Origin of the sequence: Clostridium sp. 1001271B_151109_B4 (assembly GCF_015670405.1) — a bacterium.
Classification (GTDB): Bacteria; Bacillota; Clostridia; order Clostridiales; family Clostridiaceae; genus Clostridium.
This window is the reverse complement of sequence record NZ_JADPBQ010000013.1, coordinates 69656-90372: the sequence shown is the minus strand read 5'-3', so window position 1 is coordinate 90372 and position 20717 is coordinate 69656. Positions and strand designations below refer to the sequence as shown.

The following is a 20717-nucleotide window of genomic DNA, read 5'->3' as shown; positions in this document are numbered from 1 at the left end:
AAAATGGAGCGGGTAGTGGGAATCGAACCCACCTTTCCAGCTTGGAAGGCTGGAGTATTACCGATATACGATACCCGCATAATGGTGACCCCTAGGGGAATCGAACCCCTGTTACCACCGTGAAAGGGTGGTGTCTTGACCGCTTGACCAAGGGGCCAAATCAACATGTACTGCTGACTACTTTTTGTATATTACAGTGTTTTTAGACAAAAGTCAACACTATTTTAAAAAGTTTTTATAAAAAACTTAAAATATTTTAATGTAAATATTTTCATAAAGAAATTTTACTATATTCTTCCTTAGTGTCTATATCAAATAGCTCAATTTCATTACTAATATTTACAATTTCAAAATCTTCTAAGTGCCCCTTTATTATTTTTTTACCACCAATATCCCCTTCTAGTGATAATAATTCATTAATATACTTTTTAGAAAAGATAACTGGATTACCTTTATTATTTCCACTTCCTACACAAACTATACCTTTATCACCATTAATAAATGTATCTTTAACTAAATTTAATGTTTTTAAGGATATAAAAGGCTGATCACATACCATAAACATATATCCATCAGCATTTTTATCAAAACTTACCCCTAGCTTTATCGAACTAGAAATTCCTAAGTCACTATTATCATTCATTACAACATTAATCTTAGTGTTTTTTAATTTTTTTCTTATTTCCTCATATTGAGTTACACATATTATTTTATTAACCTCAAGATTAAGGGATTTTTCGACTACATGCATGTAAATAGGTTTATCCTTATATAAAGCAAGCAACTTATTCCCATTAAATCTCCTACTATTACCAGCTGCCAATAAAATTAAATTTATCTTCATAAAACCAACCTTTAATTTAGTTAATAGTTTTGAGTTAATAGTTTTAAGATAAATTCAGCTTAAGCTAAATTCTAAAATGCATATTTTAGAAACTCCAATATGAGTTTCATCCTCAACTATTAACTCTTAACTCCAAACTATTTATTAATCATTCCCATAACTATTTTTTCAGATGTTATTGGTAGTGTTCTTATATTAACTTTTGTTGCATTGTATACGGCATGTGCTAAAGCTGGAGATGGTGTATTAATAACTATCTCTCCAATAGATTTAGCCCCAAATGGCCCTGTTTGTTCATAACTTGATTCAAATTCAACTCTAATGTTTCCAACATCTAGTCTTGTAGGTATTTTATATTGAAGGAATGAATCATTTCTCATCTTACCTTTTTCAGTGTAAGTAATATCCTCATAAAGCGCCATACCTATCCCTTGGGCTATTCCTCCCTCTGCTTGAATCCTAGCTAAATTAGGATTTACAACAGTTCCACAATCAACTACTGCTACATAATCAATTATATCAACTTTTCCTGTTAGCTTATCTACTTCAGTTTCAACTATTCCAACCATGAATGGAGGAGGTGAAACTTCTGAATAATGTGATTCACTTTCACTTATAGTATTAAATCCGCCAACTAAAGTATTATTTGCTATATCAATTAAGCTTATTTCCTTTTCATCTACTAGTGAAAATACTTTTTTCCCATCAAACTCTAAATTATCAATTGAGCATCCAAGCGCCTTTGATGCTTCTTCAATAATCCTCTTTCTCATCTTTTCACAAGTTTTAATAACAGCTCCACCTGTTATATATGTAGTACTAGATGCATAAGACCCAGTATCATATGGACTTTGGTCTGTATCAACACCATGTACAATTATATTATCTATATCACATTCTAAGCAATCAGCTGCCATTTGAGCTAATATTGTATCACATCCTGTTCCCATATCGGCTGCACCAATCATTAATGTATAGAATCCATCATCATTAAGCTTTATTTCAACAGCCGCAGTATCTACTGACGATATCCCTGAACCTTGCATAGCCATAGCGACCCCAACAGATCTAACCTTGCCATTTCCCATATCTCTACAAGGATATTTATTATCCCAATCTATCATTTCTTTAGCTCTTGATAAGCATCTATCTAATGCACAACTATTTGCAGCTTCATTATAATATGCAGGCATTATTTGCCCTTCAGCAACCATATTCATTTCTCTCAGCTTAATAGGATCTATATTAAGCTTATCTGCAAGTTCATTTACAGCTGACTCTAAAGCAAATAATCCTTGAGTAGCACCATACCCTCTATAAGCACCAGCTCCCATAGTATTTGAATAAACAACATCATATTCAAATTTATAAGCCTTTGCTCCATTATAAAGAGGCATTGATTTATGACCTGATAATCCTACAGTAGTTGGTCCATGATCACCATACGCTCCTGCATTAGATAAAGTATACATATAAATGGCCTTTATTATACCATTTTCATCTGCTCCTAATCTAACTTTTATCTCCATTTCATGTCTTGGACTACCATTAGTCATGCTTTCTTCTCTTGTATAAACTATCTTTGCTGGCTTTCCAGTTTTCATTGTAACTATCGCTGGGAATATTTCAGCAACAACACTTTGCTTTGCACCAAATCCTCCACCTATTCTCGGCTTAATTACTCTTATTTTAGACTTTGGAATATCTAATGCATTTGATAATATACGTCTTACATGAAAAGGAACTTGAGTTGCACTTGTTATATTTAATCTTCCATATGTATCAAGTTCTGTAAATGCCCTGAAAGTTTCCATCATAGCTTGGCTATTAGCTTTAGTATGATAAGTTTGTTCTATTATATGAGCACATTTACTTAATTCTTCTTCAACATCACCATGGATAAACTCACCCTTTGAGCATATATTTCTATTTTTATCCACATTAATCCAATCATTTAGAGCAAAAAAGTCTTCTTCTGGATGAACTACAACTTTATTATCTAAAGCTTCTCTAAAATCTAAAACTGCTTCTAAAACTTCATATTTAACCTTAATTAAATTTAATGCCTTATTTACTGCTTTTTCATTTTCCCCAGCGACTATAGCAACTGGATCACCTACACATCTAAGCCTCTTATCTAAAATTAATCTATCATATGGACTTGGCTCTGGATATGATTGTCCTGCTGTCGTAAACCTCTTTTGTGGTACATCCTTATAAGTTAAAATACACTCTATTCCTGGCACTTTACTTGCAATAGTGGTATTAATATCTTCTATCAAGGCATGTGCATGAGGACTTCTAAGAACTTTTACTATTAAGCAATTGCTTGGAGCTATATCATCTGTATAAACAGGTTTACCAGTTAATAATGCCATAGCATCCTTCTTTCTTATACCTTTATTAACGTATTTCATTTTTAGTCCTCCTTTTTAGCTTCTAGGTAATTTTTTATTGCTCTTAATTGACTCATGTAGCCTGTACATCTACAAAGATTTCCTGCTAAATAATGTTTAATCTCTTCTTCTGTAGGATTAACTAATTCTTTTTTCATAGCTAATACGTTCATTACAAAACCTGGACTACAAAATCCACATTGCTCTGCACCTTGATCAGCCATAAAACTACCAAATTCTTCTGCTTCTTCCTTTAAACCTTCAAGTGTAGTTACTTTCTTACCATTAGCTTTCATTACAAGAGTACTACATGATAAAACTGGCTTTCCATCTAAATGCACAGTACATAAACCACAATTTGCAGTTTCACACCCTCTTTTTACACTAAAAAAACCTTTGCTTCTTACATAATCAATTAGTAACATATCTGCTTCTACATTATCTTGAAAAAGTTTATTGTTTATCCATAGTTTAATTTCCATAGCTTCCTCCTGTAATTTCACTTATTGCTCTATTTATAAATACTTTTGCAAGTATTTGTCTATACTCTTTACTACCTCTCATGTTACTATCAAATTTAACATTTTCCATAATATAATTAACTACATCATTAATTTCTTTTTGTGTTGGAACTTCACTTAAAAGCTCTGCTGCATTAACAATCATAGCCTTTTGTGGTCTTGCTCCAATTACAATATTCCATCTATTTTCTAATCTAGAAACTGCTACTGCTAAAGTTGGAATATCTGTTGCACTATTTCTATGAGTTAAATAAGATGTTCTTCTATTATCCTTCTTTATTATTACTCTTACTAAAATATCATTATCATAAGGCATATCTCTATATTCAGCTAATGAAATAATACCTCCATTAAATAACTCAACATATGTTTCTAATGATAATAATGATGTTAAGATATCAGAAAATCCAAAACGCGAGTAAATACTCCCACCTATAGTTGCACAATTCCTAAATTGAACCCCTACTATATGTATTAATGATTTTGCAATGATTCCATCAAAATAAGAATTTAAAGCTTCATTAGTTTCTAACTGCCTTAATGTACACATACATCCTATTTTAAAACTTTCTTCATCTTCTTCTATTTGGTCTAATCCTAATTCTGATAAATCAATGGCAGTTTGGATATTTCTCCCCCCCATTTTAAGCCAACCTATTCCACCTAAAATAACATTGTTTCTTTTTTGATTTAGCTCATAAGCTTCTTCTAAGCTTTTTGCTACTACATAATTCCTAATCGTAAACAATTTTTTTCTCCTCCTATAGACACAATAAATGGGCCATATCAAATTATTCGATATAAGCCCTTTTTTTATATTTTTTATACACTTACTGCTTTATTTTCTACCTTATCTTTTGGTAATACTAAATTTAATATTGTTGCTATAACGAATGTCATTATTATACCATTTTGTGCAAATATGTTACTAACCCAAGTTGGTAATTGTGCTAAAGCTTCTGGAACATTACCTATTCCAACACCTATGCCTATTGCTAATGCAACTATTAAACCATTTCTACCATCTAACTTTTCTCTAAATAGCGATTGTAAACCACTTACAAATATCATAGCAAACATTATAACCGCTGCTCCTCCTAGAACTGATTGTGGCATTACCGAAAGTACTGCACTCAATTTTGGGAAGAATCCAGCTAATATTAAAAATACAGCCCCAGTCATTATAACAAATTTATTTACAACTTTAGTTACCGCAACAAGTCCAACATTCTGACTAAATGAAGTATTTGGTGCAACCCCAAAAATAGCTGCTATAAAACTTGAAACCCCATCAGCAACTACACCACCAGATAATTCTTTATCAGTTGCTTCTCTATCAAGTCCACCTACCGCTATTGCAGAAATATCTCCAATCGTTTCTACCGTAGTTGCAATATACATTATTGCCATTGAAATTATTGCATCTAATCTAAATTCAAATCCCATAGCAAATGGTCTCGGTAAACTTATCCATGCAGCTTCTTTTACAGCTGTAAAATCAACCATTCCCATTACTATTGCTAATATGTATCCAACTATTATCCCTATTAAAATAGCGGATGTTTTTATAAATCCTTTAGTAAAATTTTGTAATATTATTATTACTAAAATTACTACTGTTCCAACTATTAAATGTTTTGGTGAACCAAAGTCAGCTGAACCAGCTCCACCAGCAAAATATTTAATACCTACTGGAAGTAATGAAAGTCCTATTGAAATAACAACTAAACTTGTTACTATAGGTGGAAATAATTTTCTTAATGGTTTAATGAAGAATCCTAAAACTATTTCTAAGATTGCTCCAACTAATGAAGCTCCCATTATTGCCGAATATCCATAAGTTGCACCTATAGCATTTTGAGTTCCTATAAATCCTGAACTTGTTCCCATAACTACAGGTAGTCCACTTCCTACTTTAAAGAATGGATATAATTGAATTAATGTTGCAATCCCAGCAACAAACATTGAATTTTGAATTAACATTGATTTTGTTTCTAAAGGAATATCTAAAAGACCACATACTATAATAAGCGGTGATACATTTCCTAAGAACATTGCTAATACATGTTGAATCCCTAATGGAATAGCTTGTTTTAAAGGTACTTTTCCTTCTAATTGATAAATACTTCCTGTTTTCATCCTAAATCCCCCTATAAGTATTAATATAAATTGCGAATATTTTTCAATTTTAATCTGCTTAATGTACGTTAAACTCACTTCATGATTTTATCATACTTTTTCTAATTTGTGTATAAAATTTTATTTATTTTTATCTTTTTTTGAATTTTTTAGGTGAAAAAAGTATAAACAACTGCCGAAAACACAAAAATTAAAAGACAAACTATTAAATATAGTTTGCCTTTTGTTTTTTAGAAAATATTTTATTTAAATCACTATTTTTCGTTTTTTACTTTATATACTCCAAAAGAACCTTTATTGTTCCTCCACAAGCCATTCCCAACTTTGCTGCTACTGAATTAGATAAATCATAACACTCAATATGTGATTTTTCTTCTTTTATTAACTCTAAAGCTCTTTCATATGCTGCATTTTCTACACTTCCACCACCAATGGTTCCAATAAACTTCTTATCATCTGTAACAAGCATTTTTGCACCCACTCCTCTAGGAGATGAACCTACTTTATCTAAAATACTTACTAAAACCATTTTTCTATTATTTTCATTGATGGCATTTAATATTTTTTCATCTACATTTGATAAGTTACTTTTATTCTTTATTTCTATAATTTGTGCGGCTATGCTTATTGCAATTTCAGCTGGTGTTTGAGCTCCTATATTTAATCCAATAGGTGCATGAATTTCTTCAATATCTTCTGAACTATATCCTTTTTCAACTAATTGTCTTATTGAATTAGCTACCTTTGCCTTACTACCTATCATTCCTAAATATTTATATTCTTTATTTAAAACTGCCTCAATACACATTTGATCTGCGCTATGGCCTCTTGTCACAACTACAAAATAAGAATTATTATCATAACTTATCTCTTTAAGTGCTTCATTAAAATTCTTACATATTACCTTATCTGCTAATGGAAATCTTTCATTATTTGCAAACTCTTCTCTATCATCTATTACAATAACATTAAAATCTAACATTTTTGCAACCTTATATAATTCTAAAGATATATGTCCACCACCACAAATAACTAATTTAGGTTTAGATACAATTTGTTCTAACATTATTTTATAAGAATTATTAATATCAAATATTTTATTAGTCTCTTTTAACTCTAAATTCTCAATGATTTCTTTATATTTCTCTCTATCTCTTTCATCTTCAAATATAAATTCATTATCAACTTTTAATATCTTCTTACCTATATCTAAATCATTAACTGATTCTAAAATTGTAAATATAAATAAGTCCTTTTTACTCAATAAATTTTCTTTTACTAACTTGTAAAATTTCCTCTTCATACCTGTCCCCCGGAAGTTGTTATATTAAAAATATTATTTATCTAAAACGTATCCATATGCTCTTACTTTTCCATCCTCTTTTTCAAGATAAACCCCTTGAATTTCTGGAGCAAACCCTGGGAATCTATTAATTCCTTCTTCTAGAATTGAAAAATATTTTTGAGCAACATTATTCCATCTTTCACCTGGAACTACACAAAATACTCCTGGTGGATAAGGAAGAGCTCCCTCTAACGCTATTTCTCCTACTATATCACTTAATGGAACTAATTTAGCATTATTTCTTTTTAGTTCGATATTTGCCTCATTTGGATTCATTACGTATTCTGGTAAATAATCTCTTCTAAATAATAATTTTTGATAAGTCTTTGCATCATTTTTCTTATAGAAATCATGCATTTCTTGACATAATCTTCTTATTGTATATCCCTTATAACGCTCTTCATATTTAGCATAAAGCTTTGGTAAAACTTCATTTAATGGTGCATCCTCTTTTATAAGATTTTCAAATCTTACCAAGTGATCTACAAGCCCCTTCATTTTTGAAGTACTCTCTGCTGGTGTTAATAAAAATAATATTGAATTTAAATCATTTTTTTCAGGTACAACTCTATGGTCTCTTAAGTAATTAGCAAGTATTGTTGCTGGAATTCCAAACTCTTCATACTGACCAGTTTCTACATCTATTCCTGGAGTTGTTAACATAAATTTATTAGGATCTACAAAATATTGATTTTCTCCATATCCTTCAAAAGAATGCCACTTTTCTCCTGGATGGAATTTAAAGAACTTTATATTATTTGCTATTTCTTCTGTAGGATAATCCTGCCATGGCTTTCCATTAACTACAGGTGGTATAAATGGCTTTAGTAATTCGCATCTTTCTAATACGTCTTTTCTTGCTTCAACGCCAACCTTTATACAGTCTGCCCAAAGCTTCTTACCAGCTTCCCCATCCTGCATTCTTGCATTAACATCTAATGCTGCAAATAATGGGTAAAATGGACTTGTTGATGCATATAACATATAAGCATTATTAAATCTTTTATGATCTACATAACGCTTTTGCCCCCTAAGATGACTATCTTTTTTATGAATTTGAGATGTTTGTGAAAATCCTGCTTGTTGCTTATGAATAGATTGTGTAACTAATATTCCTGGATCCTCTGGCTTTAAATCTAATAATAACGGTGAACAGTCCCTCATCATTGGTATAAATTGTTCATATCCAACCCAAGCAGAATCAAATAATATATAGTCACAAAGATGACCTATTTTATCAACAACTTGTCTTGCATTATATATAGTCCCGTCATAAGTTCCAAGTTGTATAACTGCTAATCTAAATGGCCTTTTTTCCTTAGATTTTTTACTATCAACCTTAGCAGCTTGCTCTCTTAAGTATTTTTCATCAAAACAATGAGCATCTATTCCCCCTATAAATCCAAATGGATTACGTGATGTTTCTAAATATACAGGCTTTCCAGCACTTGAAACTAATGCTGAATTATATATAGATTTATGGTTATTTCTATCAAATAAAACTAAATCTCCTGGAGAAACTATTGCATTTATAACTACTGAGTTAGATGTACTTGTTCCATTCATTACAAAATAAGTCTTATCTGCATTATATACCTTAGCAGCATAAGTTTGAGCTGACATAGCTGGTCCCTCATGTATTAATAGATCACCTAAATCAACATCGGCATTACATATATCTGATTTAAATATATTTTCACCAAAGAATTCATACATAGCTCTTCCAGCAGGATGCTTCATAAAATACTGACCACCTTGATGCCCCGGACATGCAAACTGTAAATTTCCTCTTCTTGAATATTCACTTAAAACATCAAAAAATGGTGGTAACATTTCCTCTTCATATTTATCTGCAGCTTTATTCAATTTTTCACTAAATTCTTCTTCATTTAATTCATTAATATGTATTATTTTATGTACTTTATTTTTAATTTCATCATCAATTTCATCTGTTTCCGCTAATACAAATATTTCTATCCCAAACCTTGTATCATATATATCATTTATACCTTCTATATCACTTTCATTTACTACAGCAGCTGCTACATCTGTATAATCAGTTGTTCCAACTTCTATGGTCTCTCTATCTGTAAAAAAGTAATTTCTAGTTCTTTCGGTACAAGCAATCTTTAATGATTTCATGCCTATTCCCCCAATCTTTTTAGTTTATATAATTATAATTTACCTAATTACTAAAATATATTATAAATATACTTTATTAATTATCATCATAATTATATAGTTAGCATTTTTCAAAGTAAATGCTATAAACTCAATATATAAAAAATAATTTTAAATTTCGTTAAATATTTATAATCATTTGCACTATTTTATAAAAATAGCTAGATGATTAATCATCTAGCTTACTTCTAATTTATTATTTTTTCACATATTGTCTTTTAATTTTTTGAGATGCTGTCTTTTCAAACTCATCTTTTCTTATATATACTTTATTAATTCTTTTATAGCTTGGTAACTCTCTATTATATTTATCAACAATACTTTGAATTTCCTCTTGAACATTTTTCACTTTCTTTTTTTCTAAATAATCATAATCTGGAAATACCTCTGCTTTAATTACGTCTTTATCTTCACTAACTACAATTTCTTTAACCATTCTATTCTCTAAAAGTCCATTTTCTAATTCTTCAGGTGATACATTTTCACCATTAGCTAAAATTATAAGATTTTTTCTCCTTCCAGTTATATAAAGATAATTATCTTCATCTATATAACCTAAATCTCCTGTTTTAAGATATCCATTAACTAATGTTTCTTTTGTCTCTTCAGGCATTTTATAATATCCCATCATAACACTTGAACCTTTTACGTATATTTCTTCATCTACAACTATAGCTTCACAGTTTGCTACAAGTTGTCCTACAGATTCTTTTTTTACCTTTCCAGGTAGATTAGTACTTATTACAGGAGAACATTCGGTCATACCATATCCTTGTATTACCTCTATTCCAAATTCTTTGAAACCTTCAATGTACTTTGGATTTAAATATGCACCACCACTATAAATAGTTTTTAGTTTTCCTCCTAAAGCTGCCTCTGCAATAAGCTTTTTAGGTAACATCACACTAGAATCCATAAGTTTATTATACAAGCCTTCTATTACCATAGGCACAAGACATATTACTTCTGGTTTAAATAAACTTAAATTTTTAGAAAATCTTATCATCGAATCATTTATACATATACAAAGTCCACAATATATCCCCTTTAATATATCCATGGTAAAACAAAAAACATGATTAATAGGTAATACTGTCATTGATACTGTTCCTGGTTTAAGTTGCATATCACAAACTGTTGCATTATCAGAAAGATTTCTATGATTAAGCATTACACCCTTACTTTTTCCTGTAGTACCTGATGTAAATAATATTGTACAAAGTTTTTCACTATCAATTTTTATTGAAAATGGACCCCTATTATCCCCCATTATTTCATTTAATGATAAAGTAAATTCATTATTAAGCCTCTCTGTCATTGAAATTATATGTTTTATTTTAGGACATTTTTCCTTAACTGCTTTAGCTACATCTATTCTATTATTATCATATATTAAAACCTCTGAATCAGACCTTTCTATAAGTTCACATACATCATTTAAAGATAGTTTATCATCTATTGGAACAATCACCCCACCAGAATTCACAACCCCAAAGTAACTTATAATCCATGCATAAGATGTAGGACCTATTATCGCCACATGTTTTCCTAACATATTTAAAGACTTTAATGCATTACTTACAGTTTCACTATCCTCTTTTAAATCCCTATAACTTCTAGTTTCAATCTCTTTTTTACTAATTTTATATTTAAATGCTACACTATCCCCATAATTATTTGCTGCATAATCAATTATATCTTTCATATTTTTAATATTGTTCATTAATACCCTCCCACGCTATAGATATTATATATTCTTTATCCTCTATACTTACCTTTTCTTGTTTAAATTTAAACCCTTTTAAGTTGCAAGTAATATCATCTTTAATATCAAATTCAATGTTTTTAATACCATATGATAATCCATCACCTATATTTTTTAATAATGCTTCCTTCAAAGTCCATATTCTAAAGAAATATTCATCCTTATTGCTCTTTAAAGAATCTAACTGAAGTTTTTCTTTTTGTGTTAATGCTTTATTTACTATAAATTTATTAACTTCTTTAACACCTTCAATATCAATCCCTACATTGCATTTGCTTATAATACAAACAACAATATTATCACAATGACTGATACTAAAAAAAGGAGAACCCTTTTTTAAATATGGCTTTCCTTTTAAACCAATCATATACTTCAGGTCCTCTTTCTTAAAATGAAACTCTTTTATTAAATTTTTTTCTAATAAATTAAATGCAGCTTTATGAAGTTCTTTATTTTTTTGTGCCTTTGAAAAATTTTTATCTAAATTAACTACCTTATACAAGTACATTTTCTTCAGTATAATTACTTATATAATCTAGTAAATCTGCTATTGAAATAAGTTTAGGAATTTCCTTTTCTTCTAGCTCTAAATCAAATTCATCTTCTATTTCTCCTATAACACTCATAAATTCATAAGAATTTAATCCCAAATCTTCAGCTAATCTTGTTTCTAACTTAATTTCATTACTATCTATATCTATATATTCACTTAATATATCTTTAACTTTATTAAATATCATAATAACCTCCACACTTATACACTTTCAATTATTTCACCAATACTCTTATAAGGATTTTTAATTCCTTCAAATAAAATCTTACATATATAATAATACATATACTCTAATTTTTCATGGGTAACTCTTCCGGTTTTATATTCAAAGCTAAAGTTCAATCCATTATCATTTGATCTATGCATTACTGTTAAATAGAGAGTATGTGCACAAGCTCCATTTGAATACCAATTGGTTTTATAATCAATACCACTAAAATCTATAGTTTGTCCATTTCTTTGTTTTACATCTTTCATTGTTAAAGGCTGATATGTTAAACTAAGTGGCTCATAAGTTTGACCTGGTTCATTATTATAAAAGCTTGTTCTATGATTTAAGTACTCAACAGGATCATAATTAGCATGTCTAAACAAGTTGTTTTGTGCTTCTCTTATTTTTTCGATACCTTGCATAAATGTTTCTTCTTTATTAACAATTGTTCTACAAGGAAAACAATGTACTCTTGTTCCACCACTTTTCTTTTCTGATATTGTAGCTCTTCTTGCTACTGTACTCATTATTGAAACATCATCTTGATAGTTAAATTTCTGAAGATAGGTTCTAAGACCCATCATTAATAAACAAACCATCGGTACTTTATTATTCTCACAAAACTCTAATAATCTCTGTGATGGTTCTGCTTCTAAACTAAATACTGTAATATTAGCATCTACATTATCACTTACGTTAGTAACATTTCTTACACTGTCATCACCACGCTTATGTCTTTCTTCTAATAATCTTTCTATTCCATTAATATCATTGTAAATCGGTTCCGACATTTCAATTAACTTTTCAAAAAATACTCTATCTCTTTCCTTAAACTTAGAATCTGCCTCATATTCTAAATCTTTTTCTAATTGTTTTATATATGAGGTCATATTTTTGGGATATTCCATACCTTCATATCTTTTATGGCAATAAATTTCAATTATATCCTTCATAAAAACTATTAGACTCTGAGCATCCATAGTCATGTGATCTACTAATAAATATATTCCCTTATAATTATCTGGAGTAATAATCATTACTATTCTATTTAATGGCTTATCTTCTCTATCAAATGGAGTTTCTGTCCACTCTCGCATTTTAGCTTCAGCATCCTCCATCCTCCATGATGAAAAATCAAAAAATTCAATATCTCGTTCTTCCTTATCTGCTACATATTGAAATACATTTCCTTCTGAATCACTAACAAATCTAAGCCTCATAGATTCACATCTTGAATACGCTTCATATATAGATTCCTTTAAAATATCAAAGTTAATATCTTCTTTTATAGTTAAGCTTGTACCTATATTCAATACTTGTTTCTTAGGACAATATTTCAATGTAAAAAAATGTAGCTTTTGTGCATATGTTAATGGATATAATTTTTTCTCTGTTATTTCGTTAATCATTAATAATCACTTCCTTATTTGATAAGTATCTTTCTATAAAATCTTTAACCTTTTTTTCATAATTTATTGTATCTTTATAGTAAGACTCAGCATGTCCTGCATCTTTAACTATAAGTAATGCCTTTGGCGAAGCACAATTTTTATATATTTCTTTACTCATACTACATGGAACAAAGGTATCACTATCACCATGTATAAATAATATCGGAATCTTTGCTTTCTTTACTTCTTCTGCTGAATTACATTCATTTAATCCATATCCAGCAATACTTTTACTAATACTATTTGCTATATTAATTATTGGATACGGTGGTATATGGTACATATCCTTTAAAACATCAACAAATACTTCCCAAGCTGAAGTAAATGCGCAATCAGATATAATCCCCTTTACATTATTAGGAATATCAAGTCCGCTTGCCATTAATACTGTAGCTCCACCCATTGAAATACCATGTAATAGTATTTCACAGTCATCACCAAATCTTTCTATAATATAGCTTATCCAACATAATAAATCATATCTATCCAAACATCCAAAGCCAATATACTTTCCTTCACTTCTTCCATGAGCCCTAGCATCTATCATTAAAATATTAAAATTCATATCTAAATAAAATTTTGATATAGCAGCATGGTCACTTATTCCCGCATTACTTGAATATCCATGTAAACAAATGACTATTTTTTTCGAATTATTTTTAGGAAATAATATACCATGTAACTTTAAGTCATCATTTGACTTTACATAAACGTCTTTATGTTCTTGATTAATAAGCCAATCCTTCCTCTTTTTAATTTCAGGAATATACTTAACCCAGTTAGTTCCTGACATCTTTTTTGTTCTTTCAACATTAGCTCTTCCTCTTACTAAAGTTCTTTTTAGTAAATATGAAGCTATTGCAACTTCTCCTACTGTAAAACATACTACTCCACCAATTAATAATTTCTTTATCAAATTACACCTCTCAATTAGTGAAACTTTGGCCAAAATTTACTTATATTATTTTTTATTAAACTCAAATAACTCTTTATCATCCAATATATCTGCTACCGCAGAATCATATCGCTTTAATTTTTCCGTTGCCATTTCTAAATTATTTATTGTATTTTCAATTTTCTTTTTTATATATTCTGTATACCTACATATTAAATCTCTACGTTCATCTATAGTTTTATCACCTTGTAGATATAATTGAATATATTCTTTTATATTTGAAATAGGCATATCAATATCTCTAAGATTTATTAACATTCTTATCCATTCTAAATCTTCTTCAGCGTATTTTCTTACCCCATTTTCATCCTTTTTTACAAATGGCGTTAATCCTTCTTTATCATAATATCTAAGAGTATATATTGAAATATTAAGTTTTTTCGATGCATCTTTAATCAAATATTCCATTTTATCCCTCCTATAACTTCATTATAAGTGGTAGAGTGCACTCTATGTCAAATAATATATTTTTACATTACTCATCAAATTAATCATTTTCTTGATAAATTTCCTCTGAAATTTTCATAATATTTTTGTATTTTTTGTCATTTAAACCTTTACTTGTATTGTCTAATATTTTTAAATAAAAAAAGAAGAAATACCTTTTAACCATTCCTTCTTCTAACTCATATGTAATTTTGTTTTATTATTTACCCCGTCTATATTCTGGATGATGTTCATATCAGTAATATAGTTTCTTTATTATACAATTAAAATCTTTTATCTAGACCTTGTACCACATCTGGAGCAAATAGTAATCTTAAGCCCACCTTATTTTTAGGACCTTAATTTTTCTTATAAATAACACCTTCATACTTCAAATTAAAAAAGTTCGATACCTATGAAGAACTTGAACAAGATATTAATGAATATATAGAATTTTACAATATCAAAAGATTACAAAAAAAATTAAAAGGCATGGCTCCATTTGAATATAGGAGCCACACCTTAGTAGCATAATTTTTTATTATTTACCCTGTCTACTTGACAGGGAGCAGTTCATTCCTACTATATTTATTTTATCTATTTTATACTTCTAAATTATACCCTTTAAATTCTTCTCTATTTTTCTTGTTGTTGCTTTTTTTATTATTTTTAATGTATATGAAGTTCCCCAATACGGTACAAATAAATATACTATGAATACAAACCCTGTATACGCCCATTCATTGATTCCATATAAAGTATGAAGAAACCTTAATGGAATATTAGCTGGTGAAGATAACATCATTAAATTGCTTCCACTTATATTATTAATAAAAATAGAAATTACAGCAAAAAATAAATAAATCACAACAAACTTTTTAAATGTATTCCAATTTAGACTTATTTGTTTTTTTCTTAAATATACTACTCCCATATAAATCATTAATGTATGAAATAACATACTATAAATACATAAATAATGTCCTATTGGATATACAGTTAACGAAGTAGATGGAAATAATAAATATGCACCTCCTGCAACTACTGTTACTCCTGTAATAAATGAATCCCCTATCTTCTTTAAATACCCACTAGTAAATCCACTCATCCATAAAGCATAAATAAATATTGAGCAAAATGATATCGGAAACCAATAATTAACCTTTGTATATCCCCAATAAAAATTAAAAAATATCTTTATTCCTTCTAAGCATGTTAAAATAACTGCAAATAATTTTGTTAATATATCAATTTTTTCTACGGTTATTTTTATTGAAACAATCAATAAAAAAGTTACTACACATACACTAATTAATAATAATATCATATGCCCTTCTGTAAACATCCCGCAAGGCTTGTATATTCCTCTTGGTACCCAAAACTGATTAAATATATCCATTATACAAACACTCACTTTCATATTTATTTTGAAATAAACGATTAAAAAATTTACTCCTCCCTTTAAACTCTTCACTTGTTTAAATCATAAAAAATATAAAAACTCACCAATATTATTTTATTCAAACTAATGATAATGGATATAATATATTCAAAAATAACTATTAAAAGAGGTTGCTATAAATTATTTATAGCAACCTCTCTTACTTCTTAACAATATAAAAGCATTCTTATCTATTCATTAGATTTTAATGCATCAATCATATTAACCCTTTTTAACTTAATATGCATTAAAATCATAACAATTACTGAGAATAATATAGTTAATAATGCTGAAAATATATACGTATAAATTGAAATATTAGGATACATCATCATAGTATCTGTTTCTGCCGTATTAATTATAAATGTATGCAAAATCTTTCCTAATGCTGATCCTACAATAACTCCAATTAATGTTAATATTATATTTTCTCTTGATATATACATAGTAACTTCCTTGTTAAAGAAACCTAATACCTTAATAGTTGATAACTCCCTTATACGCTCTGATACATTTATATTATTTAAATTATATAAAACTACAAATGCAAGAGAACCTGCTGCTACTATTATTACTATCATAACCAAGTTCATACTATCATTTGAATCTTCAGTGGTCTTTTGAATTTGTGATTTTAAAGTAACATTACTTACATTTCCACATTCTAAAAGCTTAGAAGAAATTTCATCATCACTTTCCTTATCATCATTAAAATTTATAAGTTGAGCATTATATAATTGTTCTTTATTAAAGATTTTTTGATAATATGATGGTGACATATATAAATAATGTGCAACATAATTTTCAGTTATCTTATCTACTTTAACATCATAACTATTATTATTTTCATCAATTAATGTTATTGTATCATTAACTGATATATCCAAAAGCTTTGATAATTTTTCAGTAATAATAACTCCATTATCACTAATATCATACTTTTCACCTGAAACTCTATCATCTAATAATATAAAATCATCAAATTTATCAATATTCTGTGGCACGTATAAAGTAGCTGTTTGTTTATTCATACCCTCTTTACTAAATGTAAATGACTCTTGATGAATATTTATGCTATCTTTATAACCTTTTAATTGTGTTAAAGTATCATTATATTTCTTATATTCTTCATCACTTGAGTTTTCATCTAATATTACTATGGCTTCGTATTTCCATATCTTATTAAACTCTTTGTCTACCATTCCTGCATTAGAATCTTTTAACCCAAAGCCTGTAACAAGTAAAGCCATACATCCAGCAATCCCTAATACAGTCATTATCATACGTTGCTTATATCTAAATATATTTCTTAAAGTTATCTTATGATTAAAACTTAATCTTTTCCATAATGGTGTAATTCTCTCTAATAATATCTTTTTCCCTATTTTAGGAGCTTTAGCTCTCATTAAGTTAGCTGGCTTACTTTTTAGTTCAATCTTTATAACAAATAAAGCAGCTCCAACAGTGCATAAAATTGATATAGCCATAGACTGAATAATATATACTGGATAATAATATAGTATTATTTTAGGTACATTATATATACTTTCATAAGCATTACTAATTATGCTTGGTAATACTGTGCTTCCTATCAATATACCTAATACACTACCTAAAATACTTGCAATTGAAGCATATATTATATATTTCCATGATATTTCCAAGTCCTTATATCCTAAAGCCTTTAAAGTACCTATTTCTAATCTATTTTCTTCTACCATTCTTGTCATTGTTGTTAAGCAAATTAATATTGCAACTAAAAAGAAAAACATAGGTAATACTGAAGCAATATTTCCTAAACATTCTATAGAATCCTTATATCCTAGGTATCCTTGGTTATCAGTTCTATCAAAGAAATAATATTTACTTTCTCCTATACTTTCAATTGCTTCTTTTTCTTTATTCTCAACTTCTTCTTTTGCTTCTAATAATTTTTGCTTGCTTTCATTAAGCTCTGCGTTGGAATATCCCAGCTGTTCTGCAGCTATAATTTGTTGATATTGATCTTCTATTTCTTTATATGGATTATCGAATTCTTTTTCAACTTCAGATTTTACCTCTTCTGCCCTATCTAATACCCTATTTACAAACAAATCTTCTAGATACTTATTATTTTCTTCCATTAACTTTTCATACTCATCACCATAAGCATCTAAGTCTTGTACATTTTTAAATCTTAGATAAATTTCAGTATAAACCTCCATAGAAATATCTTTACTATTTAATACTGCAAAATAATCAATTGTTCCTTTCCCAACAGAAGTTACCCCTCTTGAGTCTTTTTCAACATACATTGGACTTCTTATAATACCGACTATTTTAAACTTTGTTTCATTAAATGGCTCCATAGTATCTTCATCAGCTTCAATTATATATTCATCACCAATTTTAAAATTTTTATTTAATCTAAACGCTCTCTCATCTAATGCTATTTCTCCAGCATTTTCTGGTAATCTACCTTCTATAACAACAAAATTATTTATATTATTTTCATTATCATATTCCATGAATCTTACTAAATTATTTATATTAGTTAAATTTATATCTATAGTATGACTTCCATAAAAGTCTAATATCTTATCATCATTATTAAGTATCTCTAAGTCCTTATCAGTTAACCCTAATGTTGATACAATTTTACTATCCATTAAATTTTGTTCATCATAAAATTTATTTATTGCTTTTTTCATATCTGGTTCTGCTGACTTAATTCCAGAGTAAAAAGCAACACCTAAAAAGATAATTACTAATATAGAAAAAAACCTTGCCTTTGAAGATATTATTTCTCTTTTTATTGATTTTTTATATGCCCTATTTCTCATACTATCTCACCTCTACCATTCGATAGCATCAACTGAAAGTGGATTATCATTTAATTCTATACTTCTAACTTTTGCATCATTAATTTTTATAATTCTATCAGCCATTTGTGCAATTGCAGAATTGTGAGTTATCACTATTACTGTTGTCTTCATTTTTCTACATGTATCTTGTAAGGTTTTTAAAACTTGTTTTCCTGTATTGTAATCAAGAGCCCCTGTTGGCTCATCACAAAGTAATAATTTAGGGTTTTTAGCAATTGCTCTGGCTATAGAAACCCTTTGCTGTTCTCCACCAGATAATTGTGCTGGGAAGTTATCTTTTCTATGAGAAATCCCAACCAATTCTAAAGTTTTATCTATATCTAATGCATTATTTGAAATTTGCGTAGCAAGTTCTAAATTTTCTCTTGCAGTTAAATTTTGTACTAAATTATAAAATTGAAATACAAATCCAACATCATATCTTCTATATTTAGTTAATTCTCTATCATTAAACTTTGATATATCAATACCATCAATTATTATTTTTCCTTCATCACAATTATCCATTCCGCCTAAAATGTTAAGTATTGTTGATTTACCTGCTCCACTAGGTCCTAAAATTACAACAAACTCTCCCTTTTCAATAGAAAAGTTAACTCCATTGTTTGCTACAACTGTGTTTTCACCAATTTTATATCTTTTGTATACATCTTGTACGTCTATATATGCCATCTTTTACATTTCCTTCACTTTCCTTAAGATTATACTTTTTACTTCATGTCATTAAATAGACATATTGTATGTTTAATAGTACAATAAACAGTATACGGAAGTTAATACTTATAGGCAATAAGCACATATTTTAATAACGTTATTAAATACACATTTTTTTACTAATTTGTTTATTAAATAACATATATATATAAATTATCTAAAAAATAATATAAAGGAGAATATATATGGCAGGAATAAAAGGTAATCGTAGGATTATATATACTAAAAAGGTTATTAGAGATAGCTTAATAGAGTTATTACAAAGCAAAGAGATCCATCAAATTACTGTAACAGATATATGTAAAAAAGCAGATATAAATAGAGGAACTTTTTACACTCATTATAAGGATGCATTTGATCTACTTCAATCTATAGAAGATGAGCTATTTAACATAATAGTTGACTATATAAATCAAACTCCTGTTGAAGAATATTCTAATTCATTATTACTTAAAGTTCTTGAATTAATAGTAGAAAATAAAGATTTGTGTAAAGTACTATTTTGTAAACAAAAAGATAATAGAATCTTAGAACGAATTCTATCTGTTGCTAGTAAAGCAGACTTTGAAAAACTATGTAGTAATTCAAATGAATTTATTAAATCTAATATAGATTACTTTATAAGATATTCAGTAGGTGGATGCACTTCAATTATCGAAGCTTGGCTAGAAAATGACTTACCTCAATCACCTTATGAACTTACTGAAATAATTAATAATATTAATACTTTTAATAGAGAAATAGTCAAATAAATATAAAAACCAGGAATCACCTATAAATTAGGTGATTTTCTTTTTTATTTTAAAATAAATAATATTTTTTAATTTATTACAAATTAGTTTACTTTCAATTTATAAAAGTAGTATAAAATACATAATATTGCCAAAGCAAGTATTGCTATTTCAAATATA

At 28.4% G+C, this 20717-nt stretch carries 17 protein-coding genes and 2 tRNA genes; 1 reads left to right on the top strand and 18 read right to left on the bottom strand.

The genetic code is table 11. The annotated features are described in order from the left end of the window. Positions 1-4: 4 nt before the first annotated feature. From I4V63_RS10455 to I4V63_RS10365, 18 genes are all read right to left on the bottom strand, one after another. Positions 5-78 (bottom strand) — tRNA-Gly (locus I4V63_RS10455). 4 nt (positions 79-82) lie between these two features. After that, a tRNA-Glu gene (locus I4V63_RS10450) sits at positions 83-157 on the bottom strand. 114 nt (positions 158-271) lie between these two features. Further along, on the bottom strand, positions 272-844 hold the full coding sequence (locus I4V63_RS10445) for a nucleotidyltransferase family protein (protein WP_196001196.1): 573 nt from the start codon (positions 842-844) through the stop codon (positions 272-274). A gap of 137 nt (positions 845-981) precedes the next feature. After that, the gene (locus I4V63_RS10440; protein ID WP_196001195.1) at positions 982-3261 is read right to left on the bottom strand and encodes a molybdopterin cofactor-binding domain-containing protein; all 2280 of its coding nucleotides are present in this window, start codon (positions 3259-3261) and stop codon (positions 982-984) included. Between the two features lie 2 nt (positions 3262-3263). After that, positions 3264-3722: a (2Fe-2S)-binding protein gene (locus I4V63_RS10435; RefSeq protein ID WP_196001194.1), complete on the bottom strand. Its 459-nt coding sequence runs from the start codon at positions 3720-3722 to the stop codon at positions 3264-3266. Next, positions 3712-4509 (bottom strand): FAD binding domain-containing protein, encoded by a 798-nt coding sequence (locus I4V63_RS10430; protein ID WP_196001193.1) that lies wholly within the window; start codon positions 4507-4509, stop codon positions 3712-3714. The genes I4V63_RS10435 and I4V63_RS10430 overlap by 11 nt, the downstream gene beginning before the upstream one ends. 74 nt (positions 4510-4583) lie before the next feature. Further along, on the bottom strand, positions 4584-5900 hold the full coding sequence (locus I4V63_RS10425) for a nucleobase:cation symporter-2 family protein (protein WP_196001192.1): 1317 nt from the start codon (positions 5898-5900) through the stop codon (positions 4584-4586). A gap of 268 nt (positions 5901-6168) precedes the next feature. Beyond that, positions 6169-7203, bottom strand: coding sequence for an XdhC/CoxI family protein (locus I4V63_RS10420; protein WP_196001191.1), 1035 nt, complete (start codon positions 7201-7203; stop codon positions 6169-6171). A 33-nt stretch (positions 7204-7236) separates the two neighbouring features. Next, a complete protein-coding gene (speC, locus tag I4V63_RS10415; protein ID WP_196001190.1) occupies positions 7237-9387 on the bottom strand; it encodes an ornithine decarboxylase in 2151 nt (716 codons plus the stop codon). Between the two features lie 235 nt (positions 9388-9622). Next, on the bottom strand, positions 9623-11149 hold the full coding sequence (locus I4V63_RS10410) for an AMP-binding protein (RefSeq protein ID WP_196001189.1): 1527 nt from the start codon (positions 11147-11149) through the stop codon (positions 9623-9625). Continuing rightward, positions 11136-11693, bottom strand: a complete 558-nt coding sequence (locus I4V63_RS10405; RefSeq protein ID WP_196001188.1) for a 4'-phosphopantetheinyl transferase superfamily protein — start codon at positions 11691-11693, stop codon at positions 11136-11138. The genes I4V63_RS10410 and I4V63_RS10405 overlap by 14 nt, the downstream gene beginning before the upstream one ends. Next, positions 11686-11931: a phosphopantetheine-binding protein gene (locus tag I4V63_RS10400; protein WP_196001187.1), complete on the bottom strand. Its 246-nt coding sequence runs from the start codon at positions 11929-11931 to the stop codon at positions 11686-11688. Before I4V63_RS10400 ends, I4V63_RS10405 begins: the two co-directional genes overlap by 8 nt. A 14-nt stretch (positions 11932-11945) precedes the next feature. Beyond that, complete coding sequence (locus I4V63_RS10395; RefSeq protein WP_196001186.1) at positions 11946-13364, bottom strand: condensation domain-containing protein; 1419 nt, start codon at positions 13362-13364, stop codon at positions 11946-11948. Next, the gene (locus I4V63_RS10390; protein ID WP_196001185.1) at positions 13357-14322 is read right to left on the bottom strand and encodes an alpha/beta hydrolase; all 966 of its coding nucleotides are present in this window, start codon (positions 14320-14322) and stop codon (positions 13357-13359) included. Before I4V63_RS10390 ends, I4V63_RS10395 begins: the two co-directional genes overlap by 8 nt. Positions 14323-14367: 45 nt before the next feature. Next, positions 14368-14769, bottom strand: a complete 402-nt coding sequence (locus I4V63_RS10385; RefSeq protein WP_196001184.1) for a MerR family transcriptional regulator — start codon at positions 14767-14769, stop codon at positions 14368-14370. Between the two features lie 628 nt (positions 14770-15397). Next, positions 15398-16186 carry a YwaF family protein gene (locus I4V63_RS10375; RefSeq protein WP_196001183.1) on the bottom strand — a complete coding sequence of 263 codons (789 nt, stop codon included), beginning with the start codon at positions 16184-16186 and terminating at the stop codon, positions 15398-15400. 233 nt (positions 16187-16419) lie between these two features. Then, positions 16420-19050 (bottom strand): ABC transporter permease, encoded by a 2631-nt coding sequence (locus tag I4V63_RS10370; RefSeq protein WP_196001182.1) that lies wholly within the window; start codon positions 19048-19050, stop codon positions 16420-16422. Positions 19051-19062: 12 nt separating this feature from the next. Further along, a complete protein-coding gene (locus I4V63_RS10365; RefSeq protein WP_196001181.1) occupies positions 19063-19764 on the bottom strand; it encodes an ABC transporter ATP-binding protein in 702 nt (233 codons plus the stop codon). Positions 19765-19991: 227 nt separating this feature from the next. Here I4V63_RS10365 and I4V63_RS10360 point away from each other — a divergent pair, with 227 nt between their 5' ends. After that, positions 19992-20558 carry a TetR/AcrR family transcriptional regulator gene (locus tag I4V63_RS10360; protein WP_196001180.1) on the top strand — a complete coding sequence of 189 codons (567 nt, stop codon included), beginning with the start codon at positions 19992-19994 and terminating at the stop codon, positions 20556-20558. The last annotated feature ends 159 nt before the right edge of the window (positions 20559-20717 follow it).